Annotated in this window: 16 protein-coding genes; 7 read left to right on the forward strand and 9 right to left on the reverse strand. The window is 61.7% G+C overall.

What is annotated here, in order from left to right:
* Window positions 1–195 precede the first annotated feature (195 nt).
* Both D3Y59_RS08185 and D3Y59_RS08190 read right to left on the reverse strand, forming a co-directional pair.
* Window positions 196–912 (reverse strand): hypothetical protein, encoded by a 717-nt coding sequence (locus D3Y59_RS08185; protein ID WP_162910638.1) that lies wholly within the window; start codon window positions 910–912, stop codon window positions 196–198.
* Between the two features lie 69 nt (window positions 913–981).
* Window positions 982–1,731 carry a hypothetical protein gene (locus D3Y59_RS08190; RefSeq protein ID WP_119444612.1) on the reverse strand — a complete coding sequence of 250 codons (750 nt, stop codon included), beginning with the start codon at window positions 1,729–1,731 and terminating at the stop codon, window positions 982–984.
* Between the two features lie 141 nt (window positions 1,732–1,872).
* On the opposite strand from D3Y59_RS08190, the gene D3Y59_RS08195 reads away from it, so the two are divergent.
* On the forward strand, window positions 1,873–3,015 hold the full coding sequence (locus D3Y59_RS08195) for an FAD-dependent oxidoreductase (RefSeq protein WP_119444613.1): 1,143 nt from the start codon (window positions 1,873–1,875) through the stop codon (window positions 3,013–3,015).
* 388 nt (window positions 3,016–3,403) lie between these two features.
* On the opposite strand, the gene D3Y59_RS08200 is transcribed toward D3Y59_RS08195, so the two are convergent.
* Both D3Y59_RS08200 and purE read right to left on the reverse strand, forming a co-directional pair.
* Window positions 3,404–4,597 carry an endonuclease/exonuclease/phosphatase family protein gene (locus D3Y59_RS08200; protein ID WP_205590881.1) on the reverse strand — a complete coding sequence of 398 codons (1,194 nt, stop codon included), beginning with the start codon at window positions 4,595–4,597 and terminating at the stop codon, window positions 3,404–3,406.
* A gap of 142 nt (window positions 4,598–4,739) precedes the next feature.
* Window positions 4,740–5,285, reverse strand: a complete 546-nt coding sequence (purE, locus tag D3Y59_RS08205; RefSeq protein WP_059067942.1) for a 5-(carboxyamino)imidazole ribonucleotide mutase — start codon at window positions 5,283–5,285, stop codon at window positions 4,740–4,742.
* Between the two features lie 139 nt (window positions 5,286–5,424).
* On the opposite strand from purE, the gene D3Y59_RS08210 reads away from it, so the two are divergent.
* Together D3Y59_RS08210 and hemE are read left to right on the forward strand one after the other, a co-directional pair.
* Window positions 5,425–6,042: a MarC family protein gene (locus tag D3Y59_RS08210; RefSeq protein WP_119444614.1), complete on the forward strand. Its 618-nt coding sequence runs from the start codon at window positions 5,425–5,427 to the stop codon at window positions 6,040–6,042.
* 107 nt (window positions 6,043–6,149) lie between these two features.
* The gene (gene hemE, locus D3Y59_RS08215; protein ID WP_119446387.1) at window positions 6,150–7,199 is read left to right on the forward strand and encodes a uroporphyrinogen decarboxylase; all 1,050 of its coding nucleotides are present in this window, start codon (window positions 6,150–6,152) and stop codon (window positions 7,197–7,199) included.
* A 126-nt stretch (window positions 7,200–7,325) separates the two neighbouring features.
* Here hemE and D3Y59_RS08220 read toward each other — a convergent pair whose 3' ends face one another.
* Window positions 7,326–8,336, reverse strand: a complete 1,011-nt coding sequence (locus D3Y59_RS08220; RefSeq protein ID WP_119444615.1) for a bifunctional heptose 7-phosphate kinase/heptose 1-phosphate adenyltransferase — start codon at window positions 8,334–8,336, stop codon at window positions 7,326–7,328.
* Window positions 8,337–8,582: 246 nt separating this feature from the next.
* On the opposite strand from D3Y59_RS08220, the gene D3Y59_RS08225 reads away from it, so the two are divergent.
* A complete protein-coding gene (locus tag D3Y59_RS08225) occupies window positions 8,583–9,362 on the forward strand; it encodes an MBL fold metallo-hydrolase (protein WP_119444616.1) in 780 nt (259 codons plus the stop codon).
* A gap of 368 nt (window positions 9,363–9,730) precedes the next feature.
* On the opposite strand, the gene D3Y59_RS08230 is transcribed toward D3Y59_RS08225, so the two are convergent.
* From D3Y59_RS08230 to D3Y59_RS08245, 4 genes are all read right to left on the reverse strand, one after another.
* Entirely contained in the window at window positions 9,731–10,954 is a 1,224-nt protein-coding gene (locus tag D3Y59_RS08230; RefSeq protein WP_119444617.1) for a pyridoxal phosphate-dependent aminotransferase, read from the reverse strand.
* A 142-nt stretch (window positions 10,955–11,096) separates the two neighbouring features.
* A complete protein-coding gene (locus tag D3Y59_RS08235; protein WP_119444618.1) occupies window positions 11,097–13,088 on the reverse strand; it encodes a glycosyltransferase family 2 protein in 1,992 nt (663 codons plus the stop codon).
* Window positions 13,089–13,293: 205 nt separating this feature from the next.
* Entirely contained in the window at window positions 13,294–13,908 is a 615-nt protein-coding gene (gene recR / locus D3Y59_RS08240) for a recombination mediator RecR (RefSeq protein WP_119444619.1), read from the reverse strand.
* Between the two features lie 91 nt (window positions 13,909–13,999).
* Complete coding sequence (locus D3Y59_RS08245) at window positions 14,000–14,281, reverse strand: ATP-dependent Clp protease adaptor ClpS (RefSeq protein WP_119444620.1); 282 nt, start codon at window positions 14,279–14,281, stop codon at window positions 14,000–14,002.
* A 174-nt stretch (window positions 14,282–14,455) separates the two neighbouring features.
* On the opposite strand from D3Y59_RS08245, the gene D3Y59_RS08250 reads away from it, so the two are divergent.
* The 3 genes from D3Y59_RS08250 to D3Y59_RS18265 all read left to right on the forward strand — a co-directional run bounded on the left by D3Y59_RS08250 (window position 14,456) and on the right by D3Y59_RS18265 (window position 18,261).
* The gene (locus D3Y59_RS08250) at window positions 14,456–16,675 is read left to right on the forward strand and encodes a S9 family peptidase (protein WP_119444621.1); all 2,220 of its coding nucleotides are present in this window, start codon (window positions 14,456–14,458) and stop codon (window positions 16,673–16,675) included.
* Between the two features lie 144 nt (window positions 16,676–16,819).
* On the forward strand, window positions 16,820–17,371 hold the full coding sequence (locus tag D3Y59_RS08255) for a hypothetical protein (protein ID WP_119444622.1): 552 nt from the start codon (window positions 16,820–16,822) through the stop codon (window positions 17,369–17,371).
* 158 nt (window positions 17,372–17,529) lie between these two features.
* Window positions 17,530–18,261, forward strand: coding sequence for a hypothetical protein (locus tag D3Y59_RS18265; RefSeq protein ID WP_162910423.1), 732 nt, complete (start codon window positions 17,530–17,532; stop codon window positions 18,259–18,261).
* The last annotated feature ends 81 nt before the right edge of the window (window positions 18,262–18,342 follow it).

Here is an 18,342-nt window from a genome sequence, read left to right on the forward strand (position 1 = left end):
AACCGCGAACTGTGGCGAAAAGGCCGGGGATCTGCTCCCCGGCCTTTTTGTTTTCACGGCCCTAGGTGCGCCGGCCTGCTGGCTGGCCGGCAAGCTTAAATAGTCAGTCGCGAATAACCGTTTACGTCTGGGCGTCATGCTGAGCCCCGCCGAAGCATGACGCCCAGACGTAGGCAGTTACTTACAGTCCATTACTTAGCCCAGGAAGCCCTTGGGCGTCCAGCTCATTGATTGTTCCGACTCGGGGTCTACATCCTCGAGGTACAGCTTGGGCACGCGCACCGTGCGGGGCTGTGGCGCGGGCTTGGGCTGCCCTTCTGCTGGCTGCACTTGCATCACCTGCTTTCCAGTAAGCATATTGGTGCTTAGGCTTTTGCTTGCGCCACTGGCCCGGTCGATGCTGGTGTAATCCTCGCCGATGAGGCGCATGCGACCCGTTGCCGTTTCGTACCGAAAGCGCTGCAGTACCTGGTAGGCCCAGCGCGAGCCCGCGTAGTGCGACACCAGCAGCACGCCCCGCGCTATGCTCAGTTGCGGTTGGGTGCCCTCGCCACCTAGGGCGCCAAAGCACGTGGTGCAGTACAGCAGCTTGCTGCCCACGCCCGCGCGCAGCAGGCGGCCGTCGGGCTGGGCCAGCAGTACCACTAGCGCGCGGTAACGGGTGTCGTCCTGCGGGTCGGGCGATTGTTGCTCGATGAGCATCAGCACCTTATCGGGGCGTCGGTCAGCGTTCAGGTCGCCCAAAAGCTGCTGCTCCAGCCGCCAGCCCTTCGGCACGAAGGCGGCCGGGGCCGGGGCCGAAGCAGGCAGCCGTTGGGCATCGAGCATGCGCCGTTCGGCCTGCAGTGGGTTTGGAGTGGCCGCATGACCTAGGAACGCCGCAAGCAGCCAAGGCAAGGTAAGGTTGAGCATGGCCAAAAATAAGGGGCGCAACGACAGCCTAGCCGTTGCGCCCCTGTTGCCGTAGCGCCGGAGCGGCCGTTACTTTATGCCCGAATCGGCGGTGATTTTGCGCACGTCCACGTCTTCGAGGTAGCGCTTGGGAGCTTTGGGCAGCGTGGCGTCCTTGCGCGAGGTAAGCTGGCGCCGGCCGTCGGGGTCGGCGGGGTCGCGGTACACGCGCTCGGTGCGCTGCTTGCCCGCGAGGTAGTCACTGCTCCGGATGGTGGTATCGAGCGTTTGGCGGTTACTCTTGATTTGCTCCTCGCTTGCCAGGCGCATTTTTTTGCTTCCAGTGTCGTAAGCGAAGCGGTGCGTAAACTCGAGGTTTTGCTCGGTGCCCGAAAGGTGCCGCACCACCAACATGCCGTTCTCAACTTTTATTTCCGGCATTTTATCGGCGCTGATCAGCGGATCGGGGCCGCCACTGCCGTAGAGCACTCGCCCCGAGGCCGCTACGCGCTGTAACTGCCCCGCGGCATCGGCCAGCAGCACCACCACGGCCCGCTCGCGGCGGGCCTCCGGTGCCGTAGTCGACGGGCGCTCGATCAGCACCAGCACGGGGTCGGCGCGTTTGTCGCCGTTCAAGTCGCCCGATACCTGGCGCTCCAGCAGCCAACCCGTGGGCACAAAGGCAGCGGTGCGGGCCGCTTTGGCCGGCAAGGCCGTCGGCTCGAAGGCCGCCGGGGCCGACGGGCCGGGTTTGGTTTGCGAGGAACTCAACCAAGCGGCGGTCAGCCAAAGAAGGGTGCAGGCAGTTGTCATGGGCAGGTGGTGTAGGGTAAGCAGCATGGCTGCAACCGCCGCCGCGGGCTGGTTGGTTCAAGGAGGGCGCGGCCGGCTAGTGGTTTTACGAAAACTTAACCAAGTTGCTGCGGCCTAGGTGGGGCTACTGCGCGCAGCGGACAGTGGCCTTTGTACCTACCTTCGGGCATGGATTTTCTGATTATCGGTGCTGGCATTGCGGGCCTTGCCACGGCTTTGGCCTTGCACCGGCAGGGCCACAAGGTGGCGGTGTACGAGGCAGCACCCGCCCTGCGCGAAATTGGCGCGGGCGTGGTGCTGGGTGCCAACGCCATGCGGGCACTTGGCCACCTAGGGCTGCACGATGCCGTGCACGCCGCTGGCTTTGCCGTTACGCGCATCAGCCTACTCGATCAAGCGGGGGGAGTACTCAACGACATCGACACGCGCCCGTTTACCGAGCGCGTCGGTTACGATAACCTCGCCATTCATCGCGCCGATTTGCAGCGCGTGCTGCTTGCGCAGCTGCCTCCGGGCGTGCTGCACCTAGGCAAAGCCCTAGCGCGTTTCGAACAACTCGGCAATCAGGTAACGGCCTACTTCGCCGACGGCAGCGCGGCCACCGCCGATGCCTTGCTGGCCGCCGACGGCATTCGCTCGCGGGCGCGCCTGCAGCTGCTGCCGCACAGCCAACCGCGCTACGCCGGCTACACCTGTTGGCGCGGCGTTACCGATGGCTCGGCCCTGCAGCTGCCCGCCGGGCGCAGCACCGAGTCGTGGGGGGCGGCGGGGCGCTTTGGCGTGGTGCCGCTCGCCAACGGGCAGGTGTACTGGTTTGCCTGTATCAACAGCGCCGTACCGCAAAACCCCGCCTGCAAAGCCCTGCGGCTGGCCGATCTGCAAAAGCATTTCACTCACTTCCACGCGCCCATTCCGGAGCTGCTGGCGCTTACCACCGACGAGCAGGTTATCTGGGGCGACATCATCGATCTGAAACCGTTGCGGCAGTTTGCCTTCGGCCGTGTGCTGCTGCTCGGCGATGCCGCCCACGCCACCACGCCCAACATGGGCCAGGGCGCCGGGCAAGCCGTTGAGGATGCCGCCATGCTGGCCCGCTGCCTTAGCGAGCAACCCGCTTTGCAAGCTGCGTTTCGGTTGTTCGAGCAACGCCGGCTACCCCGCACCACGCGCATTGTGCGGCAATCGTGGCAGCTTGGGCAGGTGGCGCAGTTCTCGCGGCCGTGGCTGGTGCAGCTTCGCAACGCCGTGATGCGCCGCGTGCCCAGCTCCCTGAATAGGCAGCAAATGCAATTTTTATACGAAGGCGAGTAGGCCGCTCCCGCCGCTGTCCTTGCGAGGCCTGAGCCAAAGCAACTGGCCCTGGGTCGGGCGCAACCTCTCAATCGGCACGGAGCGAAAACGACCTAGGCCGTCATGTAGCGCGGACTTCAGTCCGCGTTTGCGTGCCCGATGCCTTTGTTACGCAACCGGGCAAAACCGCTTATTCTGGCACACGCGTGCTAAAGCCTACGCTACAGCGCACCGCACCTTAGGTAGGGAAATATAAAATAATACCCGGAGGCTGCGGACTGAAGTCCGCGCTACTTCGCGCCCTAGGTGCATTTCGGGTGCTGCCAGCTGAACGGCTGTGCCTTGCTCAGGACCGTTTGCTTCGCTTGGCTCGCAAGGACAGCGCTTCAGGAACGGTTTCCTAGGTGCGCTACGGTGCGCTGGGGCGGGCAGGCTGCTGCAGCTCGAGAGGGACGGGCTGGGGTTGGCCTTTGACCTCGGCCGACTCCTCTTCGGTCTCTTCCTCGAAACCTTTCTGAATTTTCTCGGCGGCCTCCTGGAAGTCGCCCTCGTCGGGGCGTTCCATGTTGGCCATGTGCTGCATTTTGGCGTGCGGCTCGTAGCTCAGCCGGATGTAAATCGGGAAGTGGTCGGAGCCGACGTGGGGCAGCCGCTCGATGCTGGCTACCTTAAAATGCGCCGAGTGAAACACGTGGTCGAGGGGCCAACGCAGCAGGCGGTAATCGGCATGGAAGGTGGGCAGCAGGCCGCGACCCATGCGCGGATCGAGCAGGCGGCTGATGCGGCGGAACAGCTCGGAGGTGTGTGACCAGGCCACGTCGTTCATGTCGCCGGCCACCACGGTAGGGCCGTCGTGGTCTTCGATTTCGTGGCCCACCAGCAGCAGCTCGGCATCGCGCTTGGTGCTGGTTTTCGACTCCTGCGGCGCGGGCGGCTTGGGATGCAGGCAGTACAAGCGCACGCGCAGTCCGTTGGGCATTTCCACGAAGGCGTGAAACGACGGGATGTCGTCGTCGAGCAGAAACTTGATTTCGGGGTTGAGCAGCGGCAGCCGCGAAAACACCAGCATGCCGTAGGTGTTGGGAAGCGGAGCGTAGGCCGTGTAGGGGTGCGTTTCCTCGAGGCTGCGCAGCTGCTCCAGCCACCACTGGTCGGTTTCGACGGCCAGAATCACATCGGGGTTGCAGTGCCGAATGACGCCCAGGCACCGCGAGGCGTCGCGGTTGGTCATCAGCACGTTGGTTACCAGCAGACTTAGGTGGTTGTCGTTGTCGGTGGTCGGGAGCGAGCTGTCGAGTACCTTTTTGGGCAACAAGTGGGTGTAGGGCAAGATGCGTATCACCTGGTACACAATAGCGCCGGCCAGCGTGAGCACGAACAGCGGCCCCAGCCAATCGAACTGCCAGAAGTTCAGCAGCAGGGCGCCGACCAGCGCCACGGCCAGCGCCCCCACCACTTGCAGGCGCGGAAAATCGAACACCCTGATCCACCAGGCTTCGCGGCGCAGCAAGGGCAGCAGCGTAGCCACCACGGCGCCAGTGCCCACCACGGCAACCAGGCCGTCGAGCACGCGCGTGAAGAGGGTTATCAGAAAGGTTAGCACGGGCGGGTTGAGCGAAGGAGAACAGTTGAGCTATTGTACTGCCACGAAGCAACTAAGTTGCGGCTTGCATATAATTAGGGCTATATACGCGCCCGACGGTAGCGCGGCTACCTAGGGGCGGCACGCCGCCTGCCTGCAGGGGCTAAAAATCGTCGAGGCCGCCTTTGCGCAGCTCGTCCACGGTGCGCATCACCTTGTCGCGCAGGGCGGCGCGGTATTTTTCCAGCGCATCGGCCAGGCGGGCATTGCCGATGGCCAGCATTTGCACGGCAAGAATGGCGGCGTTGGCGGCGTTGTCGAGGGCCACGGTAGCCACGGGCACGCCCGCGGGCATTTGCAGCATCGACAGCACCGAATCGAGCCCGGCAATGCTGGTGGCCGCGTTGATGGGCACGCCAATTACCGGCAGCGTGGTGAAGGCCGCCACCATGCCGGGCAAGTGGGCCGCGCCGCCCCCGCCGGCAATTACCACGCGCAGCCCCCGCTTGCGCGCCGACTCGGCGTACTCCACCAAGCGGTGCGGCGTGCGGTGCGGCGACACCAGCGTAATCTCGAAGGGCACCTGAAACTGGCGCAGCACCTCGGCCGCCACGTTCATCACGCGCAGGTCGGATTGGCTGCCCATAATGATGCCCACCACCGGCGTGGAGGCATCGGGGGCGTTGTGGTCGGGAGGAAGCGTTGTCATGGCAGTGGCTGGGAGAGGCAATGGGCACCAAGCGGCAAGCCCGGCAGTATGCATACGCAGATGCGCCCCGCCGGAGCCAACAAAATCGGTACTGTATGCGCTGCTCCGCTACCTTTAGCCAGAATATATTGCCCGCTGCATGGAGATACTGCTCGCCACCTTCACTACGCTGTTTTCGGTTGTCAACCCGTTCGGGGCCATGCCCGTGTTTCTGACCCTTACGCAAGCCGACACCGCACACCAACGCGCCGCCACCGCCCTGCGCGCCTGCACCTACATGGTGGGCGTGCTGGCCGTGTCGTTTTTTGCGGGGCAGTACGTGCTCAATTTTTTCGGCATCAACATCCATCACCTGCGCATTGCGGGCGGTATTTTGCTTATGCGCTCGGCCTTCGACCTGCTCACGCCCGGCGCCAACCGCGACCGGGTAGGCCCCGCCGTGCTCGAAGAAAGCCTGCACAAAGACGATATCAGCTTTACCCCGCTGGCCATGCCCATGCTCTCGGGCCCGGGCTCCATCGCGGTGTGCATCAGCCTGTTTACCGAGCGGCTCAGCTACTTCGATATCAGCCTGATCGTGCTGGGCTTTGTACTGGTAGCGCTGGCCAGCTACCTTATTCTGCTGTCGTCGTTGCGGCTTACGCGCTTCCTAGGTCGGCCGGGCTTGGCGGCGCTGGCACGGGTAATGGGGTTTATCACGCTGGCTATTGGCGTCAATTTTCTGGCCTCGGCCATTAAAGCGCTGTTTCAGGAGTAAGTGTTTTCGTTCGGATAGCGCAGCAGGTGCTAGGCCAAGCCGGTTGATAATTATCACCCAACAGCACAACCATCCGTAGGCTATCTTTGCGGCCCGAAACCGCTTATCTGATGCTGAAGAACGACCTGATCCTGCGTGCCGCCCGCGGCGAACAAACCGAACGTACTCCTGTATGGCTGATGCGCCAGGCCGGCCGCATTTTGCCCGAGTACCGCGCGTTGCGCGCCAAGCTGAGCGGTTTTAAGGAACTGGTTGAAACACCCGACCTCGCGGCCGAGGTAACCATTCAGCCCATTGATGCGCTCGATGTTGACGCGGCTATCATCTTCTCCGACATTTTGGTGGTGCCCGAGGCCATGGGCCTCACCTACGAAATGGTGGAGGCCCGCGGCCCGCTTTTCCCGGAAACGGTGAAGTCGGCGGCCGATGTGGCGCGCCTGCGCGTAGCCGACCCCGAGGAGCACCTCGGCTACGTGCTCGAGGCCCTGCGCGTCACCAAAAAAGCCCTAGGTGGCCGCGTGCCGCTGATTGGTTTTGCCGGCGCCCCCTGGACGATTCTGGCCTACATGGTGGAGGGCCACGGCTCCAAAACCTTCAGCAAAGCGCGCCGCATGCTGTTTCAGGACCCCGAGCTTTCGCACCAGCTGCTCCGTAAGATTACCGACACCACCATTGCCTACCTGCGCGCCCAAGTAGAGGCCGGTGCCAATATGTTGCAGGTGTTCGACTCGTGGGCGGGCATCCTGAACCCACAGCACTACCACGAGTTTTCGGCCCGTTACATCGGCGAAATTTGCGCCGCGATGCCCGCCGACGTACCCGTAACGGTGTTTGCCAAAGGAGCTTTCTTCGCCCACCACGACTTCGCCCAGATGCCCTGCCGCACCATTGGCCTCGACTGGAACGAAGACCCCAGGGCTGTGCGCCAACTAGTAGGCGACAAAACCCTGCAAGGCAACCTCGACCCCTGCGCCCTCTACGGCACGCCCGAGCAAGTGCGCGCGGCCACTATCGAAATGCTGGAGCGCTTCGGCCCGCAACGCCACATTGCCAACCTAGGCCACGGCGTGTACCCCGACACCAACCCCGAGCGCGTGAAGGTATTCGTGGAAACGGTGAAAGAGCACAGCACCCGCATGCGCCAGGATTTGGCCTAGGTGCATAAAATCTGTCATCCTTCATCTGGCGTACGCGCAGCGAAGGACCTTGTCACGTGGGATAGTAATTTCTATCTGGCGAGAGAAGGTCCTTTGCTGCGCTCAGGATGACAGCTTTTTACTAGCCTACAGCACCTCGGCCGCTTCGGCTTCCTGCAGCAGGCGGGCTTTTTCAATCGGTACTACGCCTACTTGCTCGCACACCAATCCGCCGCCTAGGTTGGCCAGGGCCGCCATGGCCTCGGGGCTGGTGCCCAGGGCTACGCACAGCGCAGCAATGCTGATTACCGTATCGCCGGCTCCCGATACATCGGAAATGGCGCGCACGTGGGCCGGCAGGTACACCGGGCCGGCGGCAGCATCGCAGAAAACGCCGCGCTCTGATAAAGTTACCAGCACCATTTCGGGCGCTAGGTACTGGCGCAGCACGGTTACGGCATTTTCGAGGCCGGCATTGTCGCCATCGGCAAATTCCAGTTTCAGGCCTTCGCGCAGCTCCTTCAGATTGGGTTTGAAAAGTGTGCAACCGCGGTAAGCCAGGAAGTTGCGCTTCTTGGGGTCGACTACCGTGGGCACACCTTTTCGGCGTGCCAGGGCAATGAAGTGGGCAATGCGCTCGGCATTCAGCACCCCTTTGTCGTAATCTTCGAAAATGACCACATCGGCGCGGTCGAGTAGCTGCTCGTAGGCTTCGGTCAGGGCAGCATCTTCGGTTGCGGCCAGGTCGGTTTCCACTTCCGAATCGATGCGGAGCAGGTGCTGGCCGTGGGCCAAAATGCGCTGCTTTACCGTGGTGGGGCGCTCGGCGCTGCGCACCAGCCCGTCGGCGGGCAGGTGCCGCTCGTGCAGCAGGTGCAGCAACTGGTCGCCGCCGGCGTCGTCGCCAATTACGGCGCACAGCAGCGGCGTGGCACCTAGGGCTTGCACATTCAGGGCCACGTTGGCCGCGCCACCTAGGCGCTGCTCGGTGCGCGTTACGTTCACGATGGGCACCGGCGCCTCCGGCGACAAACGCCCCGCTTTGCCCCACACGTAGGCGTCCACCATCACGTCGCCCACGATGAGCACGGTCAGGTTGTTGAAAGCGGCAAAAAGATCGGTTAGCGTGGCGGACGACGACAAAGCGGCTGCAGGCATCGGAAAGCAGAATGGCGAATGAAGCCGCAAAGGTAGCGTTCGGCGCAGAGTTATGGGCCCATCGGCCGCGCCCAACCACGCGCCGCGCCAACCCGCTTCCGCGGACTTTGCTCCGTTGTGCGCCGGCGGCCCCACCCCACCGGCTCGAACTTGCGCGGGCCGGCCGGGTTATCATCACGTTTTACGGTGGCCGATGCCCCCGGGGCCCCGCTCCTGCCGTTTACCCAACCGTACCCAACAACTCCCATGAAGCACTACCTCGCTCTTGCCGCGGCCCTGGCCCTCGGCGCTTACCGGGCGCAGGCCCAGCCGGCGGCCCCGGCGCGCCCCGCCCCCGACCAAATTCCGACCAAAAAAGGCCCGCTGGCGGTGCAGCCCATTACGCACGGCAGCGTGGTGCTCACCTGGAACGGCAAAACCATTTACGTGGACCCCTACGGTGGCGCCGACGCCTACGCCGGCCTGGCCGCGCCCAACGTTATTCTGATTACGGACATTCACGGCGACCACCTCGCCCCCCAAACCCTAGGTGCTTTGGCGGCCGGCAAGGCGCTGATGGTGGTGCCGCAAGCGGTGGCCGATAAGCTGCCGGCCGAGTACAAGCCGCAGGTGCGCATTTTGCGCAACGGGCAGCGCCTAGACACGCTGGGCCTCACGATTTCGGCCATTCCGATGTACAACCTGCCCGAAGCCCCCGACGCCATGCACACCAAAGGCCGCGGCAACGGCTACGTGCTGGGCCTGGGCGGCAAAAACGTGTACCTCTCCGGCGATACGGAGGATATCCCCGAGATGCGCGCCCTCAAAAACATCGACGTGGCTTTTGTGTGCATGAACCTGCCCTACACCATGGATGTGCAGCAGGCCGCGCAAGGCGTGCTGGCTTTCCGGCCCAGCATCGTGTACCCGTACCACTACCGGGGCCAAAACGGCCTGAGCGACGTGGCCGCCTTTAAACAAACCGTAAACCAGGCCAACAAGAAAATCGACGTGCGGCTGCGCAACTGGTATCCGGCGGCCAAGTAAGCAGTCGGAAAGAGCTGTGTTCTTTACACCGTCGTACTGAACTCGTCGAAGCATCTCGCCGGATAGTATTGTCATCCCTCACCTGGCGTACGCAAAGCGAAGGACCTTCTCACGCCCGAACAGCTTTCCTAGGTCGTGTCATGTTGAGCAGAGCGAAACATCTGGCGGCTGAATTCAGATAGCACCCGCTCCCCTCTCTTTTGGAGAGGGGCTGGGGGTGAGGTTTCGGTACGATGCTTGGCTCTGCCAACCTGCGGTTCGGCTTTGCTCAGCATGAGGCTCCTGTTGCTAGCTGTCCGCACGCCCTAGGTAACCGGCTGCGCCCTGCCCGGGTGTGGCTTGCTACCTAGGGCGCTTGTGCGGGCTGATTAGGCCAGCTTGGCCAAGCTTACTTTGATGCGGCGAAAGGCCTCGCGCAGCTTTTCATCGGCAGCGGCGGTGCTCATGCGCAAGCACTGCGGGGCGCCAAATGCGCCGCCGTCTACGGTGGCTACGTGGCCGTCGTTGAGCAGGTAAATAGCCAGGTCGCAGGCGTTTTCGATAACCTGGCCCTCGGGCGTGGCTTTGCCGAAATACGACGACACTTCGGGGAATACGTAGAAAGCGCCGCTTGGCGTAGGCGTTTTCAGGCCCGGAATCTCGCGCACCATTTCCAGCACCAGGTCGCGGCGGCGGCGGTAGGCTTCCACCATTTCGTCGGCCGAGGTGCGGCCGCCTTGCAGGGCTGCCAGTGCTGCGCGCTGCGCAATGGAGCAGGTGCCCGAGGTAATCTGGCTTTGCATCTTTTCGCAAGCGGCGGCAATTTCCTTGCGGGCCGCCAGGTAGCCAATGCGCCAGCCCGTCATGGCGTAGCCCTTGGAGAAACCGTTGATGGTGATTACCTGGTCCTTCACCTCGGCAAACTGCGCCAGGCTTACGTGCTCACCCACAAAGTTGATGTACTCGTAAATCTCGTCGGCAATGACGTGCACGTGGGGGTTGCGGGCCACTACCTCGGCAATGGCGGCCAGCTCCTCGCGCGAGAACACCGAGCCCGTGGGGTTGCACGGCGACGAGTACATCACCAGCTTGGTGCGGGGCGTAATGGCTTCTTCGAGCTGCTCGGCGGTTACCTTGTAGTCGTTTTCGAGGGTGCCCACCAGCTTAATGGGCGTGCCCTCGGCCAGTTTCACAATCTCCTCGTAGCTAACCCAGTAGGGCGAAAAAATGAGCACTTCGTCGCCGGGGTTTACCAAGCTCATCACGGCGTTGGCAATGCTTTGCTTGGCGCCGGTGCTTACTACAATGTTTTCGGGCTTGTAATCGAGGTTGTTGTCACGCTTGAATTTCTCGGCAATGGCGGCGCGCAGCTCGGGGTAGCCGGGCACGGGTGTATAAAACGTGTAGCCGTCGTCGATGGCTTTCTTGGCCGCGTCCTTAACGTACTGCGGGGTCTGAAAATCGGGTTCGCCGAAGCTCAGGCTAATCACGTCGACGCCTTTGGCCGCCAGCTCGCGGGCCTTTTTGGCCATGCCAATGGTTTGCGACTCTTCCAGCGCGTTGATGCGGTCGGATAAGAACGAGGTGGCTAGCGTGTCGGCAGCGTTCGACATGGAGAGAATGCGGGCTTGGGGTGGGAAATGGGGAAAGTGCAAAGGTACGCAGATAGGCGCTGCGTGCAGTATGGGCCGGCGCCCCGCGCTGCACAAACCCCTGCGGCACAACCCGCTGCCGTTTGCCTAGGTTTCGCCCTGGCTACTCCTGCCCCAGCACCTGAAAATTGCGCAGCACCAACCGCAAGTCGTCGGCCGGCGAATAGTCGCGGGCGTAGATGAGCTCCAGGCGGCGGCGCGTGGCATCGTTCATGGCGAAGTTGGCGTGCACGGCCTCATCGGCCGGCGAAAACACGGCGCGCGGCGTGCCCGTGCGGGGCGCCATGTAGCGCAAGCCCACCCACGTGCGCCGGCCCAGCAGCACCCGCAGCACGTTGCGCAAAAAACCACCTAGGGCGGCGCGCTGCCGCAGCAGCACCAGCGGCGTACCCACCAGCACGGCCAGGCTGATGCCGATATCGAGCAGGCGTTTGGCCCGCCGTTGCTGGGGCTTGTAAAGGTTCAGCTCAATCTCGAGGGCGTAGTAGTCGCCGGGCGCATCCTTCGACGAGCTTCCGATGATGTAGTCGCTGTCTTCGGGCAATATCTTGAAAGCCACCTCGGGGTGCGTGTCCTGCAGCTGCACCATGTTGCCCATAATCTGACTGGCTGTCAGGTCTTTGCCGCAGAATACCAGCTCCGTCACGTCGTAAATGCGCAACACCTCGTCAAGTTGGCGCAACGAGCCCAGTTGGTCGGCCGGCGTGTCGGCCGACGAGCCTTCGTCGGCGGGGCTGATGAAACCCAGAATACGGGCCTGCACGGCCGCGGCGCCCAACAGCCGACGCACGCGTTGGCTTTCGGCCTCGGAGCCCACAATGGCAATGTTCTTGGGCGGCTGCTCGGAGAGGCGCAAATCGCGGTAGCGAATGAAATGCTGCACTACCCGCCGCGCTACCATGGCCCCCACAGCCCACACGCCACCTAGGATGATCAGCGCTTTGGAGAAACGCCAGGCATCCAGGAAGTTCGAAATGGCCGAAATCAGCACCGTGCCGATAAGGATGCCGTGCGCAATGCGCGAGGTTTTGGCTGGCTCGTCGTAGGAGCCGCTGAGGTAGGCCGAGCTGAGCCACACCACAATGTAGGCCGGCACGGCCACCAGCATGTACTGCGGCGGGTAGGGCGTGGGCACAAACTTGTGGTTCTGCTCCCAGTAATCCTTCAGGAAGTACATGCCCCCCAGGATAATGAGCGCATCGAGCAGCACGGGCCAGCCCTTGTCCCAGAAGCGCCGACCTAGGGCCACCCCAGCGCGCAGCCAAATGGCAAAGTTGATGAGCAGCGAAAACGCGCCGGCCTGCTTGGGCGCAAAGTGCTTCTGGGCGAAAATGACCATGGCCCGGTAAAACACGAACACGTAGTTTACCGAGGTGCGCTTGGTGCTTTCGCCCTTGTAATGGATGATGCGGGTGCCGGGGAAGTAGTAATTCTTCCAGCCGCCCTGCGTAAGCCGGTACGAGAGGTCAATGTCCTCGCCGTACATAAAGTAATCTTCGTCGAGCAGGCCTACTTGGTCGAGGGCGGCTTTGCGCATTAGCATAAACGCACCGCTCAGCACTTCTATCTCATGCGTCTGGTCTTGGTCGAGGAAACCTAGGTGGTAACGGCCAAACGTGCGCGACTTCGGAAACAGCGCTGCCAAGCCGAACACTTTGTAAAAGGCAATCCAGGGCGTGGGCAGGCTGCGCTTGCTTTCGGGCAGAAACTTGCCCTGCCCGTCGAGCATCTTCACCCCCAGGCCGCCGGCTTTGGGGTGCGCATCCATAAACGCGCAACACGCCCGGAAGGTATCTTCCTCCACCACGGTGTCGGGGTTCAGCAGCAGCAGGTACTCGCCCTTGGCTTGGCGCAGGGCTTGGTTGTTGGCCTTGCTGAAGCCGGGGTTATCCTGGTTTTCAATGAGGATAACCTCCGGAAAGCGCTGCCGCACCATGGCCACCGAGCGGTCGACGGAGTTGTTATCGACCACAAACACCTCCACCGGCTCGCCCAGCTTTTCAACAGCACGGCGCACCGACAACAGCGTCTGCTCCAGGAAGTAGCAGACGTTGTAATTAACGATTACGACAGAGAGCTTGGGGTAAGCCGGCACGGGTGGAAAAGCAATACACCGAAAGTTAGCGACTTTGCTAATGCCCTACCTACGGACGAGCCGCATCTTATAGATTTCTTAACTGCTAGGTTTTGATTCTTTAATATCCTGCTTGCCACAACCCTCCCCTGCAATTGCACCAATGCCCAAAATAAAAACCGCCTCAACTGCATAGCTGAGGCGGTTTAGCTTGTGTGGCGCTGCTTTACCGGGCCTGCCGTTGGCGCTCCACAATGGAGCGACCTAGGGTAATCTCGTCGGCGTACTCCAGCTCGCCGCCCACCGGAATACCGCGGGCAATGGAGCTGATGTGCACCTCGGGGAACTCGCGCAGGCGGCGCGTAAGGTAAAAGGCCGTGGTGTCGCCTTCCATCGTGGGGCTGATGGCCAGAATAACTTCCTTTACCTCGCCTTCCTCCCCTTGCATACGGTCCATCAGCGGTTCGATGTGCAGGTCGCTGGGGCCGATGCCCTCGATGGGCGAGATGACGCCGCCCAACACGTGGTACACGCCCTGGTATTGGCCGGTGTTTTCGATGGCAATTACGTCGCGGATGTCCGACACGACGCACACGGTGCTATGATCGCGCAGCGGGTTGGCGCAAATCGAGCACTGCTCCGTGTCGGAGATATTGAAGCAGGAATTGCAGTACCGAATATCGAAGCGCATTTTAGCCAATGCCTCGGCCAACGAGCTGGTCGTTTCCGTTTCGGCTTTCAGCAAGTGCAGCGCCAGGCGCAAAGCCGTTTTGCGGCCAATGCCGGGCAGCTTCGAGAGTTCCGCTACCGCGTTTTCGATCAGTTTAGAGGGAAATTCCATTCGGGTTAGTTGTCGGTTGTCAGCTCTTAGTTGTCAGTTAGCCACCACCCACCTAGGGCCCTGACAACTGACAACGGGTAACTGGCAACGCTTATACTACGTCGGCCGAAATGCCGCGGTCGTGAATGGCCGTGCACATGGGTTCCAGCTCTTCGTACGAGCCTACCTTCACGGTGCACTGGCCTTTGTAATGGATCAGAAGCGTGCATTGCTCGGCCTGCATAGGCTCGTGGCCGCACACGTCGATTAGCGTCTTGATGACGTGGTCGAAGGTATTTACGTCGTCGTTGTATACCACAAGGTCGCGCAGGTCGGTGCTTTCTTCCAGCACCAAAACCTCTTCGTCCGGGGCAATCAGCGGTTTGGTGTTCATGGCGTAAAGGTACAGCTTCAGGTGGTAGGTTGTGGGCCGGCGGATGGTACAGCATAACACCCTGCGCCGTGGTATAGTTGCCGCCGAACCGGAATTTGTAGGGCGGCCATTTCTGTTGATTCTGCTGTAATTTCCCGGCACAATCGTTCGGCCCTCACCCACTTCTCGCCCTTTATGCACGTTATTTTGCGGCGGCTTTCGCTGCCCCTAGTACTGCTGGCCTTGGCCGGCTCGCCCGCGCTGGCGCAGCAGCAACTCCTTACCGTGGAAGACGCCTTCCGCAACACCGCCCTCAACCCCGCCAACCTCCGGCAACTGGGCTGGATACCCAACTCGACAGACGAATACAGCTTTGTGCGCACCGAAAACGGGCAAGACGAGCTGGTGCGCGGCCGCGTGGGCGGCACCCTGCAATCCGTGGTAACGCTCGGCAACCTAGGGCAAGCCTTGCAAGCCGCTGGTGCCCCGGCCGTAAAAGCCATGGGCTTTCCGCAGGTGCAGTGGACGGGCCCCGACGCCTTTTTGGTAGCCATGCCCAGCCGCGAGGTATTCCGCTACTCCACGGCCGAGGGCAAAGCCACCAAGCTGTTCGGCTACCAGGCTGGCGCCGACAACGTGGAGTTTGACCCGACCAAAACGCGGGTAGCCTACACCAAAGAGCAGAACCTGTTCATCAGCCAAGCAGGCAAGGAGAACGTGGCCGTTACCTCGGAAGCTAACCCGGCCATCGTGAACGGCCAAGCGGCTCATCGCTCCGAGTTCGGCATTACCAAGGGCACGTTTTGGAGCCCCAAAGGCAACAAGATGGCTTACTACCGCATGGACCAAACCATGGTAACGGACTATCCGCTGATTAACACCGCGGAAGTACCGGCCAAGGCCGAGCCCATTAAATACCCCATGGCCGGCGACAAAAGCCACCACGTAACCGTGGGCGTGTACGACGTGGCTACGGGCAAAACCGTGTTTTTGCAAACCGGCGAGCCCAAGGAGCAATACCTCACCAACATCAGCTGGAGCCCCGACGAGAAATCGGTGTACGTGGCCGTGCTCAACCGCGAGCAAAACCACATGTGGCTGCGCCAGTTCGATGCTGCTACCGGTGCGTTGGTGAAAACCTTGTTTGAGGAAACCGATAAGGAGTACGTGGAGCCGCAGCACCCGCTGCAGTTTGTGCCGGGCCAGCCCGATCAATTTGTGTGGCAAAGCCAGCGCGACGGCTACAACCACCTGTACCTCTACAACACCGCGGGCAAGCTGCTGCGCCAGCTCACCCAAGGCCCGTGGCTGGTAACCGATGTGCTCGGCTTCGATGGCAAGGGCAAAACGGTGTACTTCGCCAGCAACCAAGAGGGCACCATTCAGCGCCAGCTCTACGCGTTGCCCCTAGGTGGCGGCAAGCCGCGCCGCATCAGCAGCGGGGCCGGCACCCACACCGGCACGCTTAGCCCCTCGGGCGAGCGGCTGCTCGATTCGTACAGCAGCCAAACCACGCCGCGCACCGTTGCCGTGCTGGGCACCAAGGATGGCAAAAGCCAAGCGCAGCTGCTGAACGCGCCCAACCCGCTGGCCAACTACCGCCTAGGTGCTACCAAGGTGTTCCCGATTAAGGCAGCCGATGGACAAACCGACCTGTACGCTCGCCTTATTACCCCGCCCAACTTCGACCCAAATAAGAAGTACCCGGCGGTGATTTACGTGTACGGCGGCCCACACGTGCAGCTCGTAACCGACTCGTGGCTGGGCGGCGGCAACCTCTGGATGCAGATGATGGCCGAGAAAGGGTACGTGGTGTTCACCGTCGACTCGCGCGGCTCGGGCAACCGCGGCTTGCCCTTCGAGCAGGCCACGCACCGGCAGTTGGGCACGCAGGAGCTGGCCGACCAGCTTAAAGGCGTCGATTACCTGAAGTCCTTGCCCTACGTGGACGCCCAGCGCATTGGCGTGCACGGCTGGAGCTACGGCGGTTTCATGACGACGACCATGCTTACGCGCGCTCCGCAAGGCACTTTTAAGGTGGGCGTGGCCGGCGGCCCCGTTATCGACTGGCGCCTGTACGAGGTGATGTACACCGAGCGCTACATGGACACTCCGCAAGAAAACCCCGAGGGCTACCAGAAAGCCAACCTGCTCAATTACGTGGAGAACCTGAAGGCGCCGCTGCTGATGATCCACGGCACCATCGACGACGTGGTGGTGTGGCAGCACAGCCAGGCCTACCTTAAAAACGCCGTTGATAAGGGTGTGCAGCTCGATTACTTTGTGTACCCCGGCCACCCGCACAACGTGGGCGGCAAAGACCGGGTGCACCTCTACACCAAAATCACGAACTACCTCGACATGTACCTGAAGCCGGAGGCTCCGGCTGCGGGCACCAACACGAGCGGACAGTAATTTTGCTGCCTGCCACACTGGGTTAGAAGCAGGACCTTGTCACCGTGGAGGGCGTTTAGCCGTTCACGCGTGATGAGGTCCTCTCTTTAGCAAGAAGGTCACTGTCGAACCTGCTCCATCTTACCTGCTCACCGTTGTTCTAGAATGCCCGCTCCTTCTACCGACTTCAAGCGTGCCCTGCGCCAACTTTCCGATAAAGAAAAAGAAGACCTGCTGCTGAAAGCCGTACGTCGCGACGCCGAGCTTTATGATTTGCTGCGCTACGAAATTCTGCCTGAGGTAGACTTGCGCGTAATTCAGGACGAGCACGCCGAGCGCATTGCCGAGCTGCTGCAAAAAGCCAACGGCCGCGTAATGAACCGCGCCCTCTCGCGGGCCCTAGGTAAAGCGGCCAAGGAAATTGCCCGGGCCAAGCGCATCACCAAAGACAAACGCCTGGAGGTGGAGCTGAGCCTTTACACCTTGCGCCTGGTGCAGGAAGAGTATAGCCAATACTTCGACGGGTACTTTCAATCGTTTTACGTGGCCACGGTACGAATGCTGCTGCGCACGGCCAAGCTAGTGCCCAAACTGCACGAAGATTTGTGGCTGGAATACAAGCCCGAAATCGACGAAATCCTGACCACGCTGCGCGGCCACGAGAAGCACCGCCAACTGCGCTACGCGTTGCCCAAAGAGCTGGAGCTGCCGCACTAAACGGCCCATTGAGGCGCAGCCTTTTGCGCTTAAACTACAATGGTTATAACAAAAGAATTATTATATAAAATAAATAAGAGCGAATGCAAAAACGGATTTAGATTTGGAGGCTGCGCATAACGCATTTAACTGCTCCACTCCTTCTCTTCATCCGTTTTATGCAGAAAAACATTACCCGTATCCTTACCGGTTGTGCATTCCTGGGCCTAACGAGCTGCGCGGGCAGCTATTCTCCCATTCGTCCGGCGCGCATTGCCACGTACCAATCGGTAGCCGCAGCCAACGCCCCCGTTGAGTTCGGCTACAAGTACAGCGCCCTGATTACCAACGGCCCCAACAAAAAGTACGTTAAGAAAGAGCGCAAGCAAGGCTACCAAATTGTGGCCGTTAGCGTGAAAAACAACACCAGCGCCGACATCAACTTCTCGCGCGACCTGGAGCTGTACTTCGGCGAGCGTCCGGTGCAGGCTGTGCCGTCGGTGCAAGCCGCCAACGACCTGAAGCAGGGCGTGGCTATTTACCTGCTCTACGTGCTCGGCATTGGCCGCCTAGGTGGCTCTACCGACCCCATGACCGGCCAGACCTCGGGCGGTGTGCTGTTTCCGTGGGGCCCGGCCGTAGCCGTAGGCAACATGCTGGGTGCCAGCGGCGCCAACAAAAACCTGCGCAACGAGTTTGCTACCTACGACCTCACCAACAAGGTAATTAAGCCCGGCGAAACGGTACACGGCATTCTGCCCCTGCGCGAAACCAACGTGGCTCCGCTGCGCGTGGTACTGCGCAGCAGCACGGCCGCCACGCCGGCTACCCCGGCCGCCGAGCCCCAAGCCGCCCCGGCTGCGGCCCCCGCGGCCAGCCCTGCCCCCGCCAACAACGGCGGCCAGCGCTAGGCCCCCCTAGGTGCCTTGGGTACCAAAAGCGAGAACGGCCCCACCTGCAATGCAGGTGGGGCCGTTCTCGCTTTTGGGCCT

Origin of the sequence: Hymenobacter oligotrophus (genome assembly GCF_003574965.1) — a bacterium.
In the GTDB taxonomy this organism is placed as follows: domain Bacteria; phylum Bacteroidota; class Bacteroidia; order Cytophagales; family Hymenobacteraceae; genus Solirubrum; species Solirubrum oligotrophum.

What these genes read in the sequence shown, in the direction of transcription:
- D3Y59_RS08185 (WP_162910638.1), bottom strand. Translation starts at nt 912, where the DNA reads ATGCTCAACCTTACCTTGCCTTGGCTGCTTGCGGCGTTCCTAGGTCAT.
- D3Y59_RS08190 (WP_119444612.1), bottom strand. Translation starts at nt 1,731, where the DNA reads ATGCTGCTTACCCTACACCACCTGCCCATGACAACTGCCTGCACCCTT.
- D3Y59_RS08195 (WP_119444613.1), top strand. Translation starts at nt 1,873, where the DNA reads ATGGATTTTCTGATTATCGGTGCTGGCATTGCGGGCCTTGCCACGGCT.
- purE (WP_059067942.1), bottom strand. Translation starts at nt 5,285, where the DNA reads ATGACAACGCTTCCTCCCGACCACAACGCCCCCGATGCCTCCACGCCG.
- D3Y59_RS08210 (WP_119444614.1), top strand. Translation starts at nt 5,425, where the DNA reads ATGGAGATACTGCTCGCCACCTTCACTACGCTGTTTTCGGTTGTCAAC.
- D3Y59_RS08220 (WP_119444615.1), bottom strand. Translation starts at nt 8,336, where the DNA reads ATGCCTGCAGCCGCTTTGTCGTCGTCCGCCACGCTAACCGATCTTTTT.
- D3Y59_RS08225 (WP_119444616.1), top strand. Translation starts at nt 8,583, where the DNA reads ATGAAGCACTACCTCGCTCTTGCCGCGGCCCTGGCCCTCGGCGCTTAC.
- D3Y59_RS08230 (WP_119444617.1), bottom strand. Translation starts at nt 10,954, where the DNA reads ATGTCGAACGCTGCCGACACGCTAGCCACCTCGTTCTTATCCGACCGC.
- recR (WP_119444619.1), bottom strand. Translation starts at nt 13,908, where the DNA reads ATGGAATTTCCCTCTAAACTGATCGAAAACGCGGTAGCGGAACTCTCG.
- D3Y59_RS08245 (WP_119444620.1), bottom strand. Translation starts at nt 14,281, where the DNA reads ATGAACACCAAACCGCTGATTGCCCCGGACGAAGAGGTTTTGGTGCTG.
- D3Y59_RS08250 (WP_119444621.1), top strand. Translation starts at nt 14,456, where the DNA reads ATGCACGTTATTTTGCGGCGGCTTTCGCTGCCCCTAGTACTGCTGGCC.
- D3Y59_RS08255 (WP_119444622.1), top strand. Translation starts at nt 16,820, where the DNA reads ATGCCCGCTCCTTCTACCGACTTCAAGCGTGCCCTGCGCCAACTTTCC.
- D3Y59_RS18265 (WP_162910423.1), top strand. Translation starts at nt 17,530, where the DNA reads ATGCAGAAAAACATTACCCGTATCCTTACCGGTTGTGCATTCCTGGGC.